The following is an 18,281-nucleotide window of genomic DNA, read 5'->3' as shown; positions in this document are numbered from 1 at the left end:
CACCGCGCCCGCGATCAGCGCCATCAACACCTTCTTCATTACGCTTGCTCCGTCACCAGTTCGCGGACATCGGCCAGCCGCCCGGTCACCGCCGCCGCCGCCGCCATCGCCGGGGACAGCAGATGCGTCCGCGCCCCCGGCCCCTGCCGCCCTACGAAATTACGGTTGCTGGTGGAAGCACAGCGTTCGCCCGGCGGCACCTTGTCCGGGTTCATCGCCAGGCACATCGAACAGCCCGGCTCGCGCCATTCGAAGCCCGCCTCGGTGAAGATGCGGTCGAGCCCTTCCGCCTCGGCCTGGCGCTTGACCAGCCCCGATCCGGGCACGACCAGCGCCTGCTTGATCCCGTCGGCAACGTGCCGCCCCTTCACCACGCTGGCGGCGGCGCGCAGATCCTCGATCCGGCTGTTGGTGCAGCTGCCGATGAAGATATAGCTGACCGGCACATCCTGCATCCGCGTGCCCGGCGTCAGCCCCATATAATCGAGCGACTTTTGCGCGGCGACGCGCTTCGACGGATCGTCGAAACTGTCGGGCGACGGCACCACGCCGGTGATCGGCACCACGTCCTCGGGGCTGGTGCCCCAGGTCAGCGACGGCGCGATATCACTGGCGTACAACTGCACCACCCGGTCGTACCGGGCATCCGCATCGGTCGGCAGCGTCCGCCAATAATCGACCGCGCGGTCCCAATCGGCCCCGGTCGGCGCCATCGGCCGCCCCTTCAGATAAGCGAAGGTCGTCTCGTCGGGCGCGATCAACCCGGCGCGCGCCCCGCCCTCGATCGACATGTTGCTGATCGTCAGCCGCCCCTCGATCGACAGGCCGCGAATGACCTCGCCGGTATATTCGACGACATAGCCGGTGCCGCCCGCCGCGCCGATCTTGCCGATGATCGCCAGCACGACGTCCTTGGCCGACACGCCATAGCCCAGCGTCCCGTCGACGCGGATTTCCATCGTCTTCGATTGCTGCAGCAACAGCGTCTGCGTGGCCAGCACATGCTCGACCTCGCTGGTGCCGATCCCGAACGCCAGCGCGCCCAGCGCCCCATGCGCGCTGGTATGGCTGTCGCCGCACACCAGTGTCGTGCCCGGCAGCGTAAAGCCCTGTTCCGGGCCGACGACATGGACGATCCCCTGCGCCGCCGCCGTCGCGTCGATATAGCGGATGCCGAAATCGGGCGCGTTCTTCTCCAGCGCCGCCAGCTGGCTGGCGCTGGCCGGATCGGCGATCGGCAGGCGGTTGCCCTGCGCATCCACCCGGCGCGTCGTCGGCAGGTTATGGTCGGGCACCGCCAGCGTCAGGTCGGGCCGCCGCACCTGCCGCCCGGCGGCGCGAAGCCCGGCAAAGGCCTGCGGGCTGGTGACTTCGTGGACGAGATGGCGGTCGATATAGATCAGGCAGGTGCCGTCGTCGCGGCGTTCGACGACATGGTCGTCCCAGATCTTTTCGTACAGCGTGCGGGCAGGCTTGGTCATCGCGCGGCGTTAACCGAAAATGCGTGCGCCGGGAAGGGTCGACGACATTATATTACGTTCACGTGGTGCGGGAGCCTTTGTCGCCGCGCCGCGTTCGGCGGCTTCATACATCATATACAGAGGCCGGCGATGCGCGAGCGAACTTCCGAACGGCCCGTTTCCCCACGCAATACGCGCGCGCTCGACTGGATGAACGCGTTCCTCGCCGACGTCCGCGACGGGCTCGGCCCCTATCTCGCCATCTATCTGGTTGCGGTACGCGGTCCCACCCATGGCTGGGACGAGGCCACCGCCGGCATGGTGATGACCATCGCCGGTATCGCCGGGCTGCTGGCGACGACCCCGGCCGGCGCGCTGGTCGACAAGAGCCGGGCCAAGCGCGCGCTACTGGTCGCCGCAGCGCTGATCGTCACCCTCGCTTCGCTGTCGCTGCCGATCGTGTCGGGCTTCACCGCCGTCGCCGTTACCCAGTCGCTCGCCGCCGTAGCCGGCGCGATCTTCGCCCCCGGCATCGCCGCGATCACGCTCGGCATCGTCGGCCCACACGCCTTCACCCGCCGCGTCGGCCGCAACGAAGCATTCAACCATGGCGGCAACGCCGTCTCCGCCGCACTCGCCGGGGCGCTGGCGTGGAAGTTCGGGCCGCAGGTCGTCTTCTACTTGATGGCGGGCCTCGCCGCGTGCAGCATCGTCGCCATCCTCATGGTCGACGACAAGGCGATCGACCACGACGTCGCGCGCGGCTGTACCGATGGCGAGGAACCCTGCACCCCGCCGCCGACCCTGCTCCAGACGTTCAAAGCCTCTCCCGCCCTCGCCGTCTTTGCCGGCGCCTGCTTCCTCTTCCACCTCGCCAATGCGGCGATGCTGCCCTCGGTCGGGCAGCTGCTGGGGCGCGAGGTCGGCGCGGGTGCCGCCACCTCGCTGGTCGCCGCCTGCATCGTCGGCGCGCAGCTGGTGATGGTCCCGGTCGCGATCGTCGTCGGCCGCAATGCCGATCGCTGGGGCCACCGCCCGATCCTGCTGGTGGGCATGGCCGTACTGATCGCGCGCGGGGTGCTCTACACCTTTGCCGACGCCCCGGCATGGCTGCTCGGCGTACAGCTGCTCGACGGCATCGGCGCAGGGATCTTCGGCGCGCTGCTCCCCGTCGTTGTCGCCGCGATCATGCGCGGCACCGGCCGCTTCAACGTCGCACAAGGCGCGGTGGCGACGGTACAGGGGCTGGGCGGCGCGCTCAGCACGACGCTGGCAGGCGTCATGATCGTGCAGGGCGGCTACAACGCGGCGTTCCTGCTGCTGGCGGCGATCGCGGCGATCGGGTTCGCGCTGCTGTGGTGGAAGATGCCGGAAACGGCTTCGCAGTAGATTCTTGTTCACGCGAAGGCACGAAAACGCGGAGGAAGAAAGTAGAAGAATAGGTCGCGCAGAGGCGCGGAGGCGCAGAGGGGTTGCGTCTGTTGCGATCGTCCGCCGCGTCAGCGGCCTTCACGCTCTTGGCTGCAGGGAGAGAGGCTTCGCCGGACAAGCTGCACTCGCCGCGTTCCGAACCTCTCTGCGCCTCTGCGCCTCTGCGCGAAAATCACTTCTTCTTCGCGTCTTCGCGCCTTCGCGTGAACCCAACTTACCCCTCGAACTTCGCCGTAGTCTTCGCCCGAACCTCTTCCACAGTAACCCCCGGAGCGCACTCGACCAGCCGAAACGGGCTGTCATGGTCCGCCCGCTGGAATACCGCCAGATCGGTGACGATCATGTCGACCACATTGCGCCCGGTTAGCGGCAGCGTGCATTCGGGAATGAACTTCGGATCGCCGTTCTTCGACGTATGCTCCATCACGACGATGATCTTCTTGACCCCGGCGACCAGATCCATGGCCCCGCCCATGCCCTTCACCATCTTGCCCGGGATCATCCAGTTGGCGATGTCGCCGCCTTCCGACACCTCCATCGCGCCCAGCACGGTCAGGTCGATATGCCCGCCGCGGATCATCGCGAAGCTGTCGGCGCTGCTGAAATACACCGATTGCGGCAGTTCGCTGATCGTCTGCTTGCCGGCGTTGATCAGGTCGGGGTCTTCCTCGCCGGCAAACGGAAACGGTCCGATGCCCAGCATCCCGTTTTCCGACTGCAACGTCACCTCGACGCCTTGCGGAATGTGGTTCGCCACCAGCGTCGGGATACCGATGCCCAGATTGACGTAGAATCCGTCCTTCAGCTCGCGCGCGGCACGCGCCGCCATTTCGTCGCGGGTCCAGGCCATCAGTTACTCCTTGCGCGCGCCGGGATCGGTCCAGCGCAGATCATTGGGGAAAACATCGTCGAAATCGCCGGCCAGCGCGGTGCCATAGACCGGGTTGGGCAGCACGAACCAGCCATTGCCCCACAGATTGGCGATGGCCGGCGCATCCGCCGCCGTCCGCCGCTCGGCAGGCTTGAGGCCGGCATTGAACAGGTCGCTGAAATCGCCCAGCTGATCGCCGACCAGCGCCACGACACAGAACCGGCTGGCGATCAGCGCGCGGCGCGCATCCTTGCCCGACCCGCCCGGCGCATCGCCCTTCAGAAACAGCGTGTCGCCATGCTTGGCCGGACCAAGTCCCGCACGGTTCAGTACCGCTTCGGTGAATTCGGCGGTCGCGGCATTGCGGTTCGAATTGAACACCACGGTCACGCCCGCCGCGCGCAGCGCCGCCAGCCCCTCGACCGCCCCCGGCACGGCCCGCGTCGCGCGCCCGTCCGACCGCTCCCACCGTTCCCAGCGCGCGGCGTCATAGCCCATGCCGCCCCGCGCATCGGAATATTCATAGCCGGTATTGAGCAGCACCGTCTCGTCGACGTCGAACACGACGGCGGGCTTGCCGGCGCACGGCAACTGCGTCGGTTGCGTAAGCGTCGCGCCCGGCGCCAGCACCGCCGACAGCGGCATCCGGCGCAGCGTCGTGCGGTCGCGCAGATACTGGTTCACATAGCGGACCAGCCCGGCATAGGCCTGCCGGCTCGCCGCCCCGGCCTCGCCCGATCCATAGAGATACTGCATCCCCGCCGGCACGCCCGCCACCGTCGCCGGCGCGACCGGTGCGGCGGACTGATTGCCCACCGCCACGACGCAACCCGACAGCGCGAAGGCGCCGACGCCGCCGGCCAAGAACCGAACCATTCGCCCCAAAAGGCTGGACGTACCCCGGCGAAGACCCGAGCCTAGTCGGGGAACGCCTGCGAACGACGACCAGCGCCCCGCAACTGGACCCCGGCCTTCGCCGAGGTCCGGCGCGCGCCGGGAAGCCACACCGCGCAAAAAACCCATCAAACCCGCTCCCGCACCGTGCGGAATTCGATCTGCTTGTCATAGGGCGCGCCGACGATCATCCGCTTCACATAGATGCCGGGCAAATGGATCGAGTCGGGATCGAGGCTGCCGACCGGCACCACTTCCTCGACCTCCGCCACGCAGAAATTGGCGGCGGTCGCCATCGGCTGGTTGAAGTTGCGCGCGGTCTTGCGGAAGATCAGGTTGCCCGCCTCATCGGCCTTCCACCCCTTGATGATCGACAGGTCGGCGCGGATGCCGCGTTCGAGGATATAGTCCTCTCCGTCGAACTGCTTCACTTCCTTGCCTTCCGCGATCAGCGTGCCGACCCCGGTCTTGGTATAGAAGCCCGGAATGCCCGCCCCGCCCGCGCGGCAGCGTTCGGCCAGCGTCCCCTGCGGGCAGAATTCGACCTCCAGCTCGCCCGACAGATATTGCCGCTCGAACTCCTTGTTCTCACCGACATAGCTGGAGATCATCTTGGCGACCTGTCGGCTGCGGAGCAGCTTGCCCAGCCCCTGCCCGTCGATCCCGGCATTGTTGCTGGCGATGGTCAGTTTCTGGACGCCCGACGCCTGGATCGCGTCGATCAGCCGTTCGGGAATGCCGCACAGGCCGAACCCGCCCGCGCAGATCGTCATCCCGTCGTGGAGCAATCCCTCCAGCGCCGTTTCGGCATTCGGGTACAGCTTGTTCACGCCTCTCTCCCAACTGATCGCGTCGCCGATGTCGCAGGGTCGGTCGGGTCGGTCAAGAAGGTGAACCAACCTTCAACTTCGCCCCGCTCTGGCGTCGACGCATGACCCGCGATAGCGTGCGCCCATGACAACTCCACGTTCCGGCGGCCGCATCCTCGTCGATGCCCTGATCACCCATGGCTGCGACCGCATCTTCCACGTCCCCGGCGAAAGTTTCCTCGCGGTGCTCGACGCGCTGCATGACACGCCTGCGATCGATCTGGTCACCTGTCGGCAGGAGGGCGGGGTCGGCTTCATGGCCTGCGCCGATGCGGTGCTGACCGGCCGCCCCGGCGTCGCCTTCGTCACGCGCGGCCCGGGTGCCACCAACGCGTCGATCGGCGTGCATGTCGCGATGCAGGATTCGATTCCGATGCTGTTGTTCATCGGCGATGTCGATCGCGGGAATCGCGACCGCGAAGGATTTCAGGAGGTCGATTTCCTGACGATGTTTGCACCGCTCGCCAAACTGGTGCTGCGCATCGACGATCCGGCCCGCATCCCCGAATATATCGCGCGAGCGTGGCGCACCGCCACCTCCGGCCGCCCCGGCCCGGTCGTGATCGCGCTGCCCGAGGATATGCTGGTCGAGGAAGCGGTGGCAGTCGACCGCCCGCCGCTCGCGAAACTCGAAACGGTGCTCGCTCCTGCGGATTTTGGCGATCTGTTCGACCGCCTGCGACGCGCCGAACGCCCGGTCGCCATCGTCGGCGGGGCGGGCTGGGACAAGGCAGCCGGTGCGGCGTTCAGCGCTTTCGCCAAAAGCTGGGGCATCCCCGTCGCCGGAGCCTTCCGCCGACAGGACGCCATCGCCAACGACTGCCCGGCATGGGCCGGCAATCTCGGCTACGGCCCCTCGCCCCGGCTGGTCCAGCGCATCAAGTCCGCCGACCTGCTGCTGGTGATCGGCGCGCGGCTCGGCGAAGCGACCACCGATGGCTACACCCTCGTCACCCCCGACCACCCCGGCCAAACCCTCATCCACGTCCACCCCGACCCGTCCGAACTCGATCGTGTCTACCATGCCGACCTCGCCGTCGCCGCCAATCCGTTCGCCTTCGCCCAGATGCTCGCCCAGGCCGAACCGCCGGCGCAACCCTCGCTAGCCGCTGCCGAAGCCCATGCCGAATGGCTGGCATGGTCGACCCCCGCCCCCCGCGACGTAACCCTCGACCTCGGAGCTTGCGTCGCCGCAATGCGCGAACGGCTGCACGGCCACGACACGATCATCTGCAACGGCGCGGGCAATTTCTCGGGCTGGTGGCACCGCTACTGGCATTATGGCTGGACCGGCACGCAACTCGCCCCGACCTGCGGCGCGATGGGCTATGGCGTCCCCGCCGCCGTTGCCGCAGCGCTCCGCGAACCGGACAAACTCGCGGTCGCGGTCGCCGGCGACGGCGATTTCCTGATGAACGGACAGGAACTTGCCACCGCCGTCCAGCATGGCGCGAACCTGCTCGTCATCCTCGTCGACAATAGCGGCTACGGCACGATCCGCATGCATCAGGAACGCGAATATCCCGCGCGCCTGAGCGGCACCGCGCTCGCCAATCCCGACTTCGCCGCCCTCGCCCGCGCCTATGGCGGCTGGGCCGAAACCGTCGAAGCGACCGCCCAATTTGCCCCCGTCCTCGAACGTGCGCTGGCGCAGACCGGCGTCCGCCTGCTCCATTGCAGGACCGAGATAGAGATCATCACCCACAGCACCACGATCACCGCGATCCGCAATCGTTAGGGTCTGATGGATCAGCCGGTTCGCCCCCCTTCCCTGACAAGGGAGGGGCTGGGGGTGGGTAGGTTTGAAGCTGGCCTGACGTTCCCTCGCAGGCCGACCCACCCCCGACCCCTCTCTGATCAGGGAGGGGAGAGCGCGAGCCGTCAGTCCTCAGACGTTTTCAACCGCTCCAGCCAAGCCTGCGCCTGCTTACGCTCCCCAACCGCCTGCGGCCCGACCGGTCCGCGCGATCGCAGAAACTCTGCCTGCAGCGCGAAAGGCGGCATCGCCAGTTGCTCGCGCATCGCATCGATATCCTCCCCGATGCGGGTCAGTTCCTCGATCACCGGCGCAATCGCCGCACGGGTACGGCGATCGGCATTGTGATCGAAAAGCCCCTGTTTCCCCGACGCGGCCGCCGTCAGCGCCGCGATCAACGCCTCGCGATACTCTTCCTCGCGCTCGCTGCGCAGCACGTCGGTACGGGCAAGTCGGTCTGCTCTGGCCATCGCCGACCCTATCGCGCTGTCAGCCGTCTCGCAACGCACCCAACGGAAAAGGCCGCCCCGGTTTCCCGGAGCGGCCCTTCGATACCATCCGCCAACTACCCGGCGGTACGCGGTATCCTATGACATCAGATCTTGTCACCGAGCGCGCCCTTGACGCTGCCCTTCACGTCCTGACCCGTGCCCTTTGCCTGCTGGGCCTGGCCTTCGGCTTCCAGTCGCTCGTTGTCGGTCGCGTCGCCGATCGCTTCCTTCACGTTGCCGGCGATCTTGTTGCCTGCTGCGGCCAGCTTGTCGGTGAATTCACCCATGAAAGGCTCCTGTGGGTTGGCGAGGTTTCCCTCGCTGGATTACCCCCATACAAAGCGCAGCTTGGCCCACCGGTTCCATTAAACTTGATTCATATCAGACCCGCCAGCGGGCTGGACGGATCGGCATAACGTCGCCGCTGCATACGGCCGGCCAGATAGCCCATCCGCCCTGCCTCGACCGCCGCCTTCATCGCCCGCGCCATCAGGATCGGATCCTTGGCTTCGGCGATCGCGGTGTTCATCAGCACCCCGTCGCAGCCCAGTTCCATCGCCACCGCCGCGTCGCTCGCTTGGCCCACGCCCGCATCGACCAGCACCGGCACCTTCGCCCCCTCGACGATCAGGCGGATCGTCACGAGGTTCTGGATGCCGAGGCCCGACCCGATCGGCGCGCCCAGCGGCATGATCGCCACCGCGCCGGCATCCTCCAACCGCCTGGCCGCGATCGGATCGTCGACGCAATAGACCATCGGCTTGAAGCCTTCGTTCGCCAGCACCTCGGTCGCGCGCAGCGTCTCCACCATGTCGGGATACAGCGTCCGCGCCTCGCCCAGCACCTCCAGCTTCACCAGATCCCAGCCACCCGCCTCGCGCGCCAGCCGCAGCGTTCGGATCGCGCTGTCTGCATCGAAACAGCCGGCGGTGTTGGGCAGATAGGTGACTTTTTTCGGGTCGATATAGTCGGTCAGCATCGGCGCATTGGGGTCGCTGACGTTCACGCGGCGCACCGCGACGGTCACGATCTCCGCGCCCGATGCCGCGACGGCGGCGGCATTCTGTTCGAAATCCTTATACTTGCCGGTGCCGACGATCAACCGCGAGCGAAAGGTCTTGCCCGCGACGCTCCATGTATCGGCGTCCTTCGGCGCGACATGGTCGCCCCCACCGACGAAGTGCACGATCTCCAGCTCGTCGCCATCCTCGACCTTCACCTCGGCCAGCGTCGAGCGCGGCACGACCTCCAGATTGCGCTCGACCGCGACCTTTTCCGGCACCAGCCCGATCTGCGCCGCCAGTTCGGCCAGCGTGATGCCGTCGCGGACGCGCATGTGATCGCCATTGACCATGATGCTGATGGTACCGTCGGTATGCATGTCGTCTCCTGTCGGGGCGCCCTTGTCTCGACTTCGGGCACCCGCTCCGGCTATGGTGCACCGCATATAGGGTCCGCCGCTACACGCCCGCAACCGAAAGCCTGCCTGCTTGACCGACACCATCTTCGTCCTCAACGGCCCGAACCTGAACCTGCTGGGCCTGCGCGAGCCGGAAATCTACGGGTCGGACACGCTCGACGACATTGCCGGCATGCTGGAGGACCGCGCCCGCGAACTGGGCCTTTCCATCGATCTGCGCCAATCGAACCATGAAGGCCATCTGGTCGACTGGCTGCACGAGGCGCAGGCGGAGGGGGCCAAGGCGGTACTCCTCAACGCCGGCGCCTATACCCATACGTCGATTGCGCTCCACGACGCGATCAAGGCGGTGAAGACCCCGGTGATCGAGGTCCATCTGTCCAATCCGCACAAGCGCGAGGAATTCCGCCACACCAGCTATGTCGGGCGTGCCGCCCGCGGCACGGTGACGGGGTTCGGCGCGCTTTCCTATCTGGTCGCGCTTGAAGCGGCCGCCCGCATCTGACAAGGGCGCGGTTTTTTATAATTAGCGATACCATTGGGGGTTACCATGGCAGACGACAATCAGGGCGAAGGAACGCCGTTCACCAGCCACGCGATGCGCGTCGACATCGACCTCGTCCGCGCGCTGGCACAGGTGCTCGATGAAACCGATCTGACCGAGGTCGAGGTCGAGGACGGCGCGCGCAAGGTCCGCGTGGTGCGCAAGCCAGCGCCGGTACAGGCGGCGGCGACCTATGCCCCCGCCCCGGCCTATTCGCCTGCGCCCCAGCCGCAACTCGCCAGCGCCGCGACGACCACGATCGAGGCCGGCGCCGCCGTCGCCCCGGTGAGCAGCGTGCCCCCGGTCACCTCGCCGATGGTCGGCACCGTCTATCTAGCCGCCAATCCCGATGCGAAGCCGTTCATCTCGGTTGGTCAAAAGGTCGCGGCGGGCGACACGCTGGTCATCATCGAAGCGATGAAGGTCATGAACCCGATTGTCGCGCCGGCCGCCGGCACCGTCACCCAGATCCTGGTGTCGAACAGCCAGCCGGTCGAATTCGACCAGCCGCTGGTGGTGGTAGAGTAACGACGGTCTCCCGCCTGCGCCCCACTCCGTCCGTTCGTGCTGAGTAGGGATTGAGCGCAGTCGAAAGCCCGTATCGAAGCATCGCTGCCACCGTCCTTCGATACGCCGCTTCGACTTCGCTCAGCGGCTACTCAGGACGAACGGAGTGGCCGGTGCAGACAGGATTGAAGATATGCCCGAAATCAAGAAACTACTGATCGCCAACCGCGGTGAGATCGCGCTCCGCATCCACCGCGCGTGCCACGAAATGGGGATCAAGACGGTCGCGGTCCATTCGACCGCCGATGCCGAAGCCATGCACGTCCGCCTTGCCGACGAAGCGATCTGCATCGGCCCGCCGCCTGCGACCGACAGCTATCTCAACATCCCCAACATCATCTCGGCCGCCGAGATCAGCGGCGCCGACGCGATCCATCCGGGCTATGGCTTCCTGTCGGAAAACGCCAAGTTCGCCGAGATCGTCGAGCTGCACAACCTGATCTTCGTCGGGCCGAAGCCCGAACATATCCGCACGATGGGCGACAAGATCGAGGCGAAGCGCACCGCGGGTGCGCTCGGCCTGCCGCTCGTCCCCGGTAGCGACGGCGCGATCAGCGACATCGCCGAGGCGAAGGCGATCGCGGCCAAGGCTGGCTATCCGGTCATCATCAAGGCGGCATCGGGCGGCGGCGGCCGTGGCATGAAGGTGTGCCATTCCGAGGACGAACTCGAAACGCTGATGCAGCAAGCCGGCAGCGAGGCAAAGGCCGCGTTCGGCGACGCCACGGTGTACCTCGAAAAATATCTCGGCAACCCGCGCCACATCGAGATCCAGGTCTTCGGCGACGGCAACGGCAATGCGATCCATCTGGGCGAGCGCGACTGCTCGCTCCAGCGCCGCCACCAGAAGGTACTGGAGGAAGCGCCCTCCCCCGTGCTCGGCCAGGCCGATCGCGAACGGATCGGCGGCATCTGTGCGAAGGCGATGGCCGATATGGGCTATCGCGGTGCCGGCACGATCGAATTCCTGTGGGAAGACGGAGAGTTCTATTTCATCGAAATGAACACCCGCCTGCAGGTTGAACATCCGGTGACCGAGATGATCACCGGCCTCGACCTGGTCCGCGAACAGATCCGCGTCGCCGAAGGGCACGGCCTGACCTGCCAGCAGGAACAGATCCGCTTCACCGGCCACGCCATCGAATGCCGCATCAATGCCGAAGACCCGCGCACCTTCGCGCCGTCGCCCGGCACGGTGAAGCATTTCCATGCGCCCGGCGGCATGCACGTGCGCGTCGATAGCGGCCTGTATGCGGGCTACAAGGTCCCGCCCTATTACGACAGCATGATCGCCAAGCTGATCGTCTACGGCACCACCCGCGAACGCTGCCTGATGCGCCTGCGCCGCGCGCTGGAGGAATTCGTGATCGAGGGGATGAAGACCACCATCCCGCTCCATCAGGCCCTGCTCGACGACCCCGAATTCCAGACCGGCGACTATACGATCAAATGGCTGGAAGAATGGCTCGCCAAGAACGACTGACCCGAAATCCTCCCCGCTCCGCGGGGAGGGGGACCATCCGAAGGATGGTGGAGGGGGATCGCCCCAACCGCTACGGTCGTGGAGCAGGCCAACCCCCTCAACCACCGTTTTGCGCCGGTCCCCCTCCCCGTACCGGGGAGGAAAACATGAAAGCCACGATCTACCACAATCCCCGCTGCTCGAAGTCCCGCGCAACCCTCGCCCTGCTGACCGAAGCCGGCGCCGACGTGTCCATCGTCGAATATCTCAAAACCCCGCCGACCCGCGAGGAACTGGCCGCGCTGCTGACCCGCGCCAACCTCACCCCCCGCGATGCGCTGCGCACCGGCGAGGCCGAAGCCAAGCCGCTGAAATCCGCCGACGACGCGACGATCCTCGACGCGATGGCGCAGCACCCGATCCTGATCGAACGCCCGATCGTCGAAACCGCCAAAGGCGTCGTCATCGCCCGCCCCCCGGAGCGGGTCCACGAGGTTCTCTAAGGCAGAAGCGCCGCCCGCCCCCTCGTCATTCCCGCGCAGGCGGGAATCCATAAGCGCCGACGTTTCGACCGGAGTCACGACCGCTGTGCCTATGGGTCCCCGCCTGAGCGGGGACGACGAATGGAACGCTCCGACGCCCTTTCCTACACGCCGCAACCCTGCCAGCCTCGCCCTTCCGCTCTTTCCCATCGTCCGCCCGCCCCGGAACTGCCCTTGCGCCACCGCACCGACGCGACAAACAGCGCCCGAGTGTGAACTTCGTGAACTTTGGCCCGCCGAATCCGCCCAACCCACCGCAATCGCTTGGAACCGTAACGATACCCTGCCATTGCACGTCTATGGCGCGTCACACCCCTCCGCTCGAACCAGGTCGCAACTGCTGGCGGATCGAGCGCGCGACGCGCGCGACCGTGCTGGTCGATGCGGACAATTATTTCACCCATGCCCGTGATGCGATGCTGAAGGCGCAGAAGCAGATCCTGCTGATCGGCTGGGACTTCGACGCCCGTATCCGCTTCAAGACCGATCCGAACAGCGAAGGCCCGGAAAAGGTCGGCGAATTCATCTCGTGGCTGGTCCGCCGGACGCCGGGGCTACAGGTCCATATCCTGCGCTGGGACACCGGCGCGATCAAGACGCTGTTCCACGGCCGCACGCTGGTCCGCATCGCCAAATGGATCGCCGATCCGCAGGTGCACATGCGCCTCGACGGGCACCATCCGATCGCCGGATCGCATCATCAGAAGGTCGTGGTGATCGACGACGATGTCGCCTTTTGCGGCGGCATCGACATGACTGTCGACCGCTGGGACACGCGCGAACACCGCGATAACGATCCCCGCCGGCTCGAACCCGACGGCACCCCCTATCAGCCATGGCATGACGTCACGACCGCACTCGAAGGACCGGTCGCCGCGGCGCTCGGCGACATGTGCCGCCAACGATGGGCGGTGTCGGGCGGCGACGCCCTGCCGGCGCCGACCGACACCGGCGGCTGCTGGCCGACCGGGCTGGAGGCCGACTTCACCGAGATCGACGTCGCCATCGCCCGCACCGTCCCCGAAATGGCCGAGCAGGAACCGGTGCACGAGATCGAGACGCTGTATCTCGACCTGATCGCCCGCGCCGAACGCTTCATCTACGCCGAAAGCCAGTATTTCGCCTCGCGCAAGGTCGCCGAGGCGATCGCGAGGCGTCTCGAAGAAGCCGATGGCCCCGAGGTCGTGATCGTCAATCCGACGACCGCCGAAGGCTGGCTCGAACCCGTCGCGATGGATTCGGCTCGCGCCCGCATCTTTCAGGCGCTGAAGGAACGCGACCGCCACGATCGGCTGCGCATCTATCATCCCTTCACCGCCGGCGGCACCTCCATCTATGTCCATGCCAAGGTCACGGTGATCGACGACCAGTTGCTGCGCGTCGGCTCGTCCAACTTCAACAACCGCTCGCTGCGGCTCGACACCGAATGCGACGTGACCGTCGATGCCACGCGCCACGTCAATGCCGACGAACGCCGCACCATCGCCGGCATCCGCGATTCGCTGCTCGCCGAACATCTCGACGTGACGTGCGAGGAGGTGCAGGCGACGCTGACGCGCACCAACTCACTGATCGCCACGATCGAGGAACTGCGGGGCGAAGGCCGCTCGCTACGCCCTTACGAAGTGCCGGACCTCGGCGCGGTCACCGAATGGCTGGCCGACAACAAGATCCTCGATCCCGAGGGGCCGGGCGAGATGTTCGAGGCGCTGTCGCAGCGCACCCCGCTGCTCAAGAAACTGAAGAAGCACCGTCCCCATCTCCACCGCGCCGACAACACGCTGTCGCCGGTGGTTACCGCCGTCGCAGTCGGTGGCACCGTCGCCGGCGGCACGCTGATCGGCATGATGCTGTGGCAGGCATGGACGAAGCGCCAGGACTGATCGCGCGGAACATCGTCAAGATTCGGCCGCTGCCGTAAACACCGCAGCACCCCAGAAACATCAAAGGCGCCCCCCGATACCGGAAGGCGCCTTTAGCCGAAACGGGGGACCGAAACCGGCCCCCGCCCCCGATCGGACTTAGTTGCTGTCCGAATCGCCATCAGTGGCGATGATGACGCCGCCCGCAACGATCGCCGCTGCCAGCAGCGCGAACACGATGCCGCCGCCAGCCAGCTTCTGGCCCTTGGCCGGAGCCGACGCGCGGACCGACTTGGCAACCGACAGCGACTGCGCGTTCGACGCGGCATTGGCGGCGACCGGTGCCGCGACCAGCGTGGTGGCGGCGATCGCCGTCAGAAACTTCGAAACCATTCAGATTCTCCCTTGCTCGGCATGACGCCCTGCTACGCCAGAGACCGGCGACGCGGGTCACCGACGCCTGGCGATATGCAAGGTTCCCACAGCAAAAGGGTTAATCGAAGCATTTTAAACCGGAGCGGCCATATTTGTTCCGCCACTGTACCTATTTTGCAACGCAGCACGGTGGCGGGAAACGCGGCGACGACGATCACAAACCGGCTGGCACCACCCGCGCCCGCGCGCTAGAGGCACGGCCATGACCCAGATCACGCCCGAGATCGTCGCCGAACACGGCCTGAGCCCCGAAGAATATGAGCGCGTCCTGCACGCGATGGGGCGTGAGCCGAACCTGACCGAACTCGGCATCTTCTCGGTCATGTGGTCGGAACATTGCAGCTATAAGTCCAGCCGCATCCACCTGAAGAAGCTGCCGACCACCGGACGTCAGGTCATTTGCGGTCCCGGCGAGAATGCCGGCGTGATCGATATCGGCGATGGGCAGGCGGCGATCTTCAAGATGGAGAGCCACAACCACCCGTCCTACATCGAACCCTATCAGGGTGCGGCGACCGGTGTCGGCGGCATCCTGCGCGACGTGTTCACCATGGGTGCGCGTCCGATCGCGAACCTGAACGCCCTGCGCTTCGGCCGACCCGACCATCCCAAGATGCGCCACCTGATTTCGGGCGTGGTTCACGGCATCGGCGGTTACGGCAATTGCGTAGGCGTACCGACCGTTGGTGGCGAGGTGAATTTCCATCCCGCCTATGACGGCAACATCCTCGTCAATGCGATGACCGTCGGCATCGCCGACACCGACAAGATCTTCTATTCAGCGGCGTCGGGCGTCGGTAACCCGATCGTCTATGTCGGGTCGAAGACCGGCCGCGACGGCATTCACGGCGCGACCATGGCCTCGGCCGATTTCGGCGAGGATGCCGAGGAAAAGCGCCCGACCGTGCAGGTCGGCGACCCCTTCACCGAAAAGCTGCTGATCGAGGCATGCCTCGAACTGATGGCCTCCGACGCGATCGTCGCGATTCAGGACATGGGTGCCGCCGGCCTCACCTCGTCCTCGGTCGAGATGGCGTCGAAGGGCGGCGTCGGCATCGAACTGGTCATGGACGACGTGCCGCAGCGCGAGCGCGGCATGACGCCGTACGAGATGATGCTGTCGGAAAGCCAGGAGCGGATGCTCATGGTCCTCAAGCCCGGTCGCGAGGATTTCGCCAAGGCGATCTTCGACAAATGGGAACTCGATTTCGCCGTCATCGGCCATGTCACCGATACCGGCCGCATGGTGCTGACGTGGCAGGGTGACGTCGTCGCCGACATTCCCTTGGCACCGCTCGCCGACGAAGCCCCGCTCTACGACCGGCCGCATGTCCCTACGCCCAAGCCCGCCGAGCTGACGAACGTCCCCGAATGCACCGACCCGGCCGCCGACCTGCGCAAGCTGATGGGCTCACCTGACATCGCCAGCCGTCGCTGGATCTGGGAACAATATGACCACATGGTCGGCGCGAACACCGTGCAGCGCCCCGGTGGCGACGCGGCGGTGGTGCGAGTGCACGGCACGCAGAAGGCGTTGGCGATGACCACCGACTGCACCCCGCGCTACTGCTTCGCCGATCCGGTCGAGGGCGGGAAACAGGCGATCGCCGAGGCATATCGCAACCTGACCGCGGTCGGCGCGACGCCGTTGGCGGTCACCAACTGCCTGAACTTCGCCAATCCGCAGCGCCCTGAGATCATGGGCCAGATCGTCGGCTGCCTAGAGGGCATGAGCGAAGCCTGCCGCGCGCTCGACTTCCCGATCGTGTCGGGCAACGTGTCGCTCTACAATGAATCGAAGGCGACCGGCGGCGGTTCGGCGATCCTCCCGACCCCGGCGATCGGCGGCGTCGGGCTGCTGGCCGATTGGGAGAAGTCGGCGACGATCGCGTTCAAGCAGACCGGCGACATCATCCTGCGCGTCGGCGATCGCACCGGCTCGCTCGGCCAGTCGCTCTGGCTGCGCGAACTGCATGGCCGCGAGGAAGGCCCGCCGCCGCCGGTCGATCTCGACGCCGAACGCAGCACCGGCGGCTATATCCGGCAGGCGATCCTGTCGGGCAAGATCACCGCCTGTCACGACGTGTCGGACGGCGGCGTCGCGGTGACCGTCGCGGAGATGGCGCTGGCCGGCAATGTCGGCGCGATCCTCGACCGCAAACTGCCGTATGACGACATCGCCCGCTCGCTCTTCGCCGAGGATCAGGGCGTCTATATCGTCACCGTCCACGACCATGCGCTGCTCGAATTCCTGCAGGGCGCGGAAAAGGCCGGGGTCGATGCCGAACCGATCGGCCGCACGATCGGCAGCCGCATCATCTTCGAACTGACCGATGGCGACTTCGCCGTCTCGCTCGACGATCTGCGCAAGGCGCATGAAGGCTTTTTCCCCGCGCTGATGAATGGCGACGCCGCCCTTGCCTGACCCGGTCCCGACGGACCGTATCGCGACGATCGATACGGTCCGCGGGGTCGCGGTCATGGGGATATTGTTCCTCAACATCATTGCCTTCGCGATGCCTGAAGCGGCCTATATCAGCCCGCGCGCTTACGGCCTGAACGGCCCCGCCGACCGCTTCGTCTATTATGCCACGCTGATCCTGTTCGACGGGAAGATGCGCGGGCTGTTCTCCTTCCTGTTCGGCGCGTCGCTGTTGCTGGTCGTCGACCGGGCGGAGGCGGGCGGGCGCGATCCGGCGGCGGTGCATTACGCCCGCATGTTCTGGCTGTTCGTGCTGGGGATGGCCCATGCCGTCCTGCTGTGGCGCGGCGACATCCTCGTGCACTACGCGCTCATCGGCGCGCTCGCCTATGTCTTTCGCCATCAGTCGGTACGCGGACTGTTGTTGCTCGGCATCGTGCTCGCGCTGATCGACGCGCTGGTGCTGGGATCGATCCCGTTATCCTATCTGGCGATGCAGGCGAGCGGCGGCGCGCAGGCGGCGCAGGGCCTGCTCGATTTCCGGAACGGGTTCGGCGTGCCCGCCCCCGCCGTGATCGCGCGGGAACTGGCGCTCTACCGGGGCGGCTATGCCAGCATCCTTGCCCAGAACCTGTCCGATGCCGTCGACAGCCTCGGCGACACGATCATCATCGGGTTCGAAACCCTCGCCCATATGCTGTTCGGCATGGCGGCGCTGCGCAGCGGGATGCTGCACGGTCGCTGGTCGCGCGCACGGCTGTGGCGCTGGGTGATGGGAGGGATGGGCGTTGGCCTGATCGGCTATGGCGGGATCGCGATCTGGATCGCTTCCCGCAACCTCGACGTCTTCGCGATCATCGCCGGCCCGATCGCGCTCGCCACTCCGTTCCGTGCGATCATGATCCCCGGCTGGGCGGCAACGATCCTGTTGCTGGCCGGCACGAACGGCCCGATCGCCCGGCGGTTCGCGGCGGCGGGGCGAATGGCGCTCAGCAACTATCTAGCGACCAGCCTCGTGATGTGCTTCCTCTTCTATGGCTGGGGCCTCGGCCAGTTCGGCCATTGGTCACGCGCCGCCCTCTACGTGCCGGTCTTAGCGATGTGCGCGGCGATGCTGCTCTGGTCGCAGCCATGGTTGCGACACTTCCGCTATGGCCCGTTCGAATGGCTATGGCGCTCGCTGGCGCGCTGGGAGTGGCAGCCGATGCGCGTCGAACCGAAGCCGCGTTTGCGGTGAATTGATGCGAATGATCCG

17 protein-coding genes are annotated in these 18,281 nt (G+C 66.4%); 9 read left to right on the top strand and 8 right to left on the bottom strand.

Annotated elements, in window-relative coordinates:
* Positions 1-38 precede the first annotated feature (38 nt).
* Positions 39-1,481, bottom strand: a complete 1,443-nt coding sequence (gene leuC, locus ASE59_RS05630) for a 3-isopropylmalate dehydratase large subunit (protein ID WP_056453408.1) — start codon at positions 1,479-1,481, stop codon at positions 39-41.
* Positions 1,482-1,610: 129 nt separating this feature from the next.
* On the opposite strand from leuC, the gene ASE59_RS05625 reads away from it, so the two are divergent.
* Positions 1,611-2,849: an MFS transporter gene (locus tag ASE59_RS05625; protein ID WP_082458118.1), complete on the top strand. Its 1,239-nt coding sequence runs from the start codon at positions 1,611-1,613 to the stop codon at positions 2,847-2,849.
* Between the two features lie 256 nt (positions 2,850-3,105).
* On the opposite strand, the gene ASE59_RS05620 is transcribed toward ASE59_RS05625, so the two are convergent.
* The 3 genes from ASE59_RS05620 to ASE59_RS05610 form a co-directional block, all read right to left on the bottom strand.
* Complete coding sequence (locus ASE59_RS05620) at positions 3,106-3,741, bottom strand: CoA transferase subunit B (RefSeq protein ID WP_056453402.1); 636 nt, start codon at positions 3,739-3,741, stop codon at positions 3,106-3,108.
* Positions 3,742-3,744: 3 nt separating this feature from the next.
* Complete coding sequence (locus ASE59_RS05615; RefSeq protein WP_056453399.1) at positions 3,745-4,638, bottom strand: 5'-nucleotidase, lipoprotein e(P4) family; 894 nt, start codon at positions 4,636-4,638, stop codon at positions 3,745-3,747.
* A gap of 146 nt (positions 4,639-4,784) precedes the next feature.
* Positions 4,785-5,486 carry a CoA transferase subunit A gene (locus ASE59_RS05610; RefSeq protein WP_056453396.1) on the bottom strand — a complete coding sequence of 234 codons (702 nt, stop codon included), beginning with the start codon at positions 5,484-5,486 and terminating at the stop codon, positions 4,785-4,787.
* 124 nt (positions 5,487-5,610) lie between these two features.
* Between ASE59_RS05610 and ASE59_RS05605 the strand changes: the two genes are divergently transcribed.
* Positions 5,611-7,263 (top strand): thiamine pyrophosphate-binding protein, encoded by a 1,653-nt coding sequence (locus tag ASE59_RS05605; RefSeq protein WP_056453393.1) that lies wholly within the window; start codon positions 5,611-5,613, stop codon positions 7,261-7,263.
* 143 nt (positions 7,264-7,406) lie between these two features.
* Here the strand turns inward: ASE59_RS05605 and ASE59_RS05600 are convergent, their stop codons facing one another.
* The 3 genes from ASE59_RS05600 to thiS form a co-directional block, all read right to left on the bottom strand.
* Positions 7,407-7,751: a hypothetical protein gene (locus ASE59_RS05600; protein WP_056453389.1), complete on the bottom strand. Its 345-nt coding sequence runs from the start codon at positions 7,749-7,751 to the stop codon at positions 7,407-7,409.
* Positions 7,752-7,876: 125 nt separating this feature from the next.
* On the bottom strand, positions 7,877-8,059 hold the full coding sequence (locus ASE59_RS05595; RefSeq protein WP_056453386.1) for a CsbD family protein: 183 nt from the start codon (positions 8,057-8,059) through the stop codon (positions 7,877-7,879).
* Between the two features lie 89 nt (positions 8,060-8,148).
* Complete coding sequence (gene thiS, locus ASE59_RS05590; protein WP_082458117.1) at positions 8,149-9,153, bottom strand: sulfur carrier protein ThiS; 1,005 nt, start codon at positions 9,151-9,153, stop codon at positions 8,149-8,151.
* A gap of 109 nt (positions 9,154-9,262) precedes the next feature.
* On the opposite strand from thiS, the gene aroQ reads away from it, so the two are divergent.
* From aroQ to ASE59_RS05565, 5 genes are all read left to right on the top strand, one after another.
* Positions 9,263-9,697: a type II 3-dehydroquinate dehydratase gene (gene aroQ, locus ASE59_RS05585; protein WP_056453383.1), complete on the top strand. Its 435-nt coding sequence runs from the start codon at positions 9,263-9,265 to the stop codon at positions 9,695-9,697.
* Positions 9,698-9,742: 45 nt separating this feature from the next.
* Positions 9,743-10,264, top strand: a complete 522-nt coding sequence (accB, locus tag ASE59_RS05580; protein WP_056453379.1) for an acetyl-CoA carboxylase biotin carboxyl carrier protein — start codon at positions 9,743-9,745, stop codon at positions 10,262-10,264.
* 172 nt (positions 10,265-10,436) lie between these two features.
* Positions 10,437-11,786 (top strand): acetyl-CoA carboxylase biotin carboxylase subunit, encoded by a 1,350-nt coding sequence (gene accC, locus ASE59_RS05575; RefSeq protein ID WP_056453377.1) that lies wholly within the window; start codon positions 10,437-10,439, stop codon positions 11,784-11,786.
* A 146-nt stretch (positions 11,787-11,932) separates the two neighbouring features.
* Positions 11,933-12,268, top strand: a complete 336-nt coding sequence (gene arsC / locus ASE59_RS05570) for an arsenate reductase (glutaredoxin) (protein ID WP_056453374.1) — start codon at positions 11,933-11,935, stop codon at positions 12,266-12,268.
* 338 nt (positions 12,269-12,606) lie between these two features.
* Positions 12,607-14,190: a phospholipase D-like domain-containing protein gene (locus tag ASE59_RS05565; RefSeq protein WP_056453371.1), complete on the top strand. Its 1,584-nt coding sequence runs from the start codon at positions 12,607-12,609 to the stop codon at positions 14,188-14,190.
* Between the two features lie 138 nt (positions 14,191-14,328).
* Here ASE59_RS05565 and ASE59_RS05560 read toward each other — a convergent pair whose 3' ends face one another.
* The gene (locus ASE59_RS05560; protein ID WP_056453368.1) at positions 14,329-14,562 is read right to left on the bottom strand and encodes a hypothetical protein; all 234 of its coding nucleotides are present in this window, start codon (positions 14,560-14,562) and stop codon (positions 14,329-14,331) included.
* A 244-nt stretch (positions 14,563-14,806) separates the two neighbouring features.
* Between ASE59_RS05560 and purL the strand changes: the two genes are divergently transcribed.
* Entirely contained in the window at positions 14,807-17,029 is a 2,223-nt protein-coding gene (gene purL / locus ASE59_RS05555; protein ID WP_056453365.1) for a phosphoribosylformylglycinamidine synthase subunit PurL, read from the top strand.
* Positions 17,022-18,263 carry a DUF418 domain-containing protein gene (locus ASE59_RS05550; RefSeq protein ID WP_156359886.1) on the top strand — a complete coding sequence of 414 codons (1,242 nt, stop codon included), beginning with the start codon at positions 17,022-17,024 and terminating at the stop codon, positions 18,261-18,263. The genes purL and ASE59_RS05550 overlap by 8 nt, the downstream gene beginning before the upstream one ends.
* Positions 18,264-18,281 lie beyond the last annotated feature (18 nt).

Origin of the sequence: Sphingomonas sp. Leaf10 (assembly GCF_001421245.1) — a bacterium.
In the GTDB taxonomy this organism is placed as follows: domain Bacteria; phylum Pseudomonadota; class Alphaproteobacteria; order Sphingomonadales; family Sphingomonadaceae; genus Sphingomonas.
Note: the sequence above shows the minus strand (reverse complement) of the source record. Positions and strands in the feature narration are given on the sequence as shown.